At 45.9% G+C, this 3,493-nt stretch carries 4 protein-coding genes; 1 reads left to right on the forward strand and 3 read right to left on the reverse strand.

Going from position 1 to position 3,493, the window contains the following annotated elements:
* Window positions 1–570 (forward strand): malate:quinone oxidoreductase (locus ACTIE6_RS20610; protein WP_439558429.1); only part of this gene is annotated, 570 nt, incomplete at its 5' end.
* A 73-nt stretch (window positions 571–643) separates the two neighbouring features.
* On the opposite strand, the gene ACTIE6_RS20615 is transcribed toward ACTIE6_RS20610, so the two are convergent.
* The 3 genes from ACTIE6_RS20615 to ACTIE6_RS20625 form a co-directional block, all read right to left on the reverse strand.
* A complete protein-coding gene (locus ACTIE6_RS20615) occupies window positions 644–1,240 on the reverse strand; it encodes a Uma2 family endonuclease (protein ID WP_439558430.1) in 597 nt (198 codons plus the stop codon).
* Window positions 1,241–1,325: 85 nt separating this feature from the next.
* The gene (locus ACTIE6_RS20620; RefSeq protein ID WP_439558431.1) at window positions 1,326–2,171 is read right to left on the reverse strand and encodes a sugar phosphate isomerase/epimerase family protein; all 846 of its coding nucleotides are present in this window, start codon (window positions 2,169–2,171) and stop codon (window positions 1,326–1,328) included.
* Window positions 2,172–2,176: 5 nt separating this feature from the next.
* Window positions 2,177–3,373, reverse strand: coding sequence for an FG-GAP repeat domain-containing protein (locus tag ACTIE6_RS20625; protein ID WP_439558432.1), 1,197 nt, complete (start codon window positions 3,371–3,373; stop codon window positions 2,177–2,179).
* Window positions 3,374–3,493: the final 120 nt, after the last annotated feature.

The raw sequence follows: 3,493 nt of genomic DNA on the forward strand, positions 1-3,493 counted from the left end.
TTCGGACCGTATGCAGGTTTTTCAACTAAATTCCTGAAAAACGGCTCTTACCTGGATCTGCCATTATCGATCAAGCTGAACAATATCAAACCGATGCTTGCAGCAGGGATACACAATATTCCGCTCACCAAGTATCTGATCGACCAGGTTCGTCAGTCTCCTGAGGACAGAGTTGAGGCGCTGAGAGATTACTTGCCCGACGCAAAGCTGGAAGATTGGGATTTACTGAAAGCAGGTCAGCGCGTTCAGGTAATCAAAAAAGATGAAAAAGAAGGTGGTGTGTTGGAGTTTGGAACCGAAATGGTGACTGCATCTGACGGTTCACTTGCTGCGCTGCTGGGCGCATCCCCGGGTGCTTCTACATCAGTTTCCATTATGCTTGATCTGATTAACCGCTGCTTCCCGGAAGCAAAATCTTCTGATTGGCAGAATGCATTTAAAACAATGATCCCGTCTTACGGACAGTCTCTTGCCAAGGATGCAGAACTGGCTTCGAAAACACGCGCCTGGACTACCGAGATACTACAACTGAATGCTTCCAGATTAGAAGAAGAAGAATTAACAGCCTGATATTTCAGGTTGCTATAAAAATAAAATCCTGGTTCTCACAAGCCGGGATTTTTTGTTTTTAAACCAAATGCAATTACTTATCTGCAAAAACCTGTGACAAATCAATTGTCAGATCCGGAAGAATAGCTGACCGGAGCAAATCTTTGCTGGTTTTTGGGTGCTGCCCGACAAATTTTCCATTCTCAGACAATGTAAATATCAGTACGTGCTCGTATTCAGGGTACACTACCCAATACTCCTTCACACCACTTTCCTCGTATATATCAAATTTCTGGTTCATCTCTTTTGCAGAATTGCCCGGCGAAAGTACCTCGATAACCAGGTCGGGAGCTCCAATGCAACCGTGATCATCCAGCTTGGAACTGTCGCAGATCACGCATATATCCGGCTGCAAAACCGTAGTAATTTCCTGGTTACTCTTCTTGTCCCGAATTGGAAGGCGAACATCAAAGGGTGCGGAGTAAGCTTGGCAGGGTTGATCTTTCAAATACGCCCAAATAGCCCCATTCAGGTTCCAGACAATTTTCTGGTGCCGGCGAGAGGGTGCCGGCGACATTTTGTAAATATATCCGCGTATTAACTCAAGGCGTTCTTTGAACTGCCATTTTAGATAGTCCGCGTAAGTATATTGCTTACCGAAGTCAAGTTGTTCAAGTGTGTCGATTATCATGGGAGATGTTTTTTGCAATACTGTCAAATATAGGAAAGCTTTAACATAATCAGAACTGCCCTGCATTTGTAACCTGGTAACTGAATCAAAACGCCAGCGACCGCAAAAAGCGAAGTCCGTCAACTGCGATTGCTTCTTTTGAAGGTTCAATCGTTCGCCAGATTGAAGCTGCTTTCGCGATGATCTTTACGTCGGGAGTAAATGATTCAATAACAATATCACCCTGGTAATGGATGTGGTCAAGTGCTGCGAAAATCCGGTCCCAGTTGATCTGGTCGCCGCCGGGTGTGCCGCGGTCGCTGCCTGATGCATGAAGCAGTCCCAGCTTATTTCCTGCTTTCCTGATCGCCAGCGCGGGATCTTTTTCTTCCAGGTTCATGTGAAAAGAATCAAGGTGTACCAACAAATGGTCACTTCCTACATCTTCAATCATTTTCAAAGCCTGCGCGCAGGTATTGACCATATCGGTTTCATACCGGTTCAATGGTTCGATAGCCAGCATGACATTTTTTTCCTTTGCATAGCCAGCCAGCCGGCGCAGATTAGTCACAGCAGTCTGCCACTGACGCAGCTTTTTTTCTTCGTCATATAAATCAGCACGGCCTACCGATGAATAAATAGGTCCAGCCACCAGCTTGCTGCCAAGCACCGGAGCTATATCAATAAGCTGCTCCACATATTCCATTGAAGTGAGCTGCTCCTTTTTATTTCCTCTTAAATCCCTCCCGGGACCAGTTGCCGCACAAACCGAGCGACATTCCAGTCCGGCCTCGTCCAAAGCTTTTTTAACAAACGCAGGATCAATATTAGCCGGATCTTCAATAGCTATTTCAACAAAATCAAACCCCCATTCTTTAAACTTCGGAAACCAAGAAACACCCTCATTGGTAAAAGGCGACGCGAACAAATAGGTGTTGATCCCGAATTTCATATGTATTACTTACCTTTTTGCTGCGTAAAAACCCGCACTCCCTTTTTATTTCCGGTCACGATATCCAGCAAACCGTCATTATTAATATCCTCCACAGTCACGTGCAGCCCTACTCCTGAGTTGTTATCAACTTCGTGCCGGGTCCACGATGGCGTTTTGCCAGGTTTATATTCAAACCAGTAAACTACTGCCGGCTCAAACTCGCCCGGATCGTTTCCGTGGTGGGCAAAATACCTTTTTCCCGTGATGAAATCCACGTTTCCATCCCCATTGATATCCTTCATTTCCAAACCGTGCGTTTGAGAAAATGAATCGTCGATCGTGTGGTGACGCCAGATTACATTGCCTTGCGCATCTTTCTGCTGCTCGTGCCACCAAACTCCATAGTCGTGGGCAGACGCGCTGAGTACGTCATTTAATCCATCTCCATTTAGATCCATTACATACATTTGCGAGCAATCTTTGCCCAGATCGGCAGGATGAAATTTCCAGTCTTCCTCTTTCCCGTGCTTGGCCGGTCCCTTCGCCGGACCTTCCCACCATCCTGCTTTCACAAGTACATCTTTCCTCCCATCGCCATTGATATCCCCATAGCCGATTCCATGCGTGTACATGTGGGTAGAATTGTTGGGATCGTTGCTGATTACATACTTTTCCCAGGCAGTATCCCCCTTTTTTGCAGGACTTTTCAGCCAGATCACTTTTTTGGCAGTAGGATCGTTACAAAGCAGATCAAGCCTGCCGTCACCATCGATATCCACCATCATCGGCGATTCATTTCCCACTGAAGAATGAATTAAATGCGCCTGCCAATGCCCGGGTTTTCCTTTGGAGTTTTCGTGCCAATATGCAGCCTTGCCGGGCCAGTCGATGCGGACCAGATCGATCCAACCATCCTGGTTGACGTCCATTGCATAGTCCAGAAATGAGTTACTATATCCGCCGTTTACCTGAAAAGTGTCAGGTTTCATAATTTCATGCGCTTTCCAGCCAGGCGCCTCAAACCAATACGCCCCAGCCAGCACATCCTTTTTGCCATCGTTATTCACATCCCCCATCGCAGCCCCTTCCGAAATAAACCGCTTGGTCAATTCTGTTTTTTTGAATGTGATGTTGCTGCCATTCCTAGCTTTGTTCTGCGCCTGTAAAGAGCCGCTAACCAGAAGTGCAAACAGGCAGAGGTAGTTTATTTTGCGATGCATTGCTATGTTATTTATTTTTCTAAAACCTTACTATTTAGTGGACTTGTCACCCTGATTTCTATGATAAAACCAAGTGATCTTGATAGGTTGCTTGGTTTTTTATTAGGGCAAAGATGATGT

This window comes from Dyadobacter sp. (genome assembly GCF_051859145.1).
Taxonomy (GTDB): Bacteria; Bacteroidota; Bacteroidia; order Cytophagales; family Spirosomataceae; genus Dyadobacter.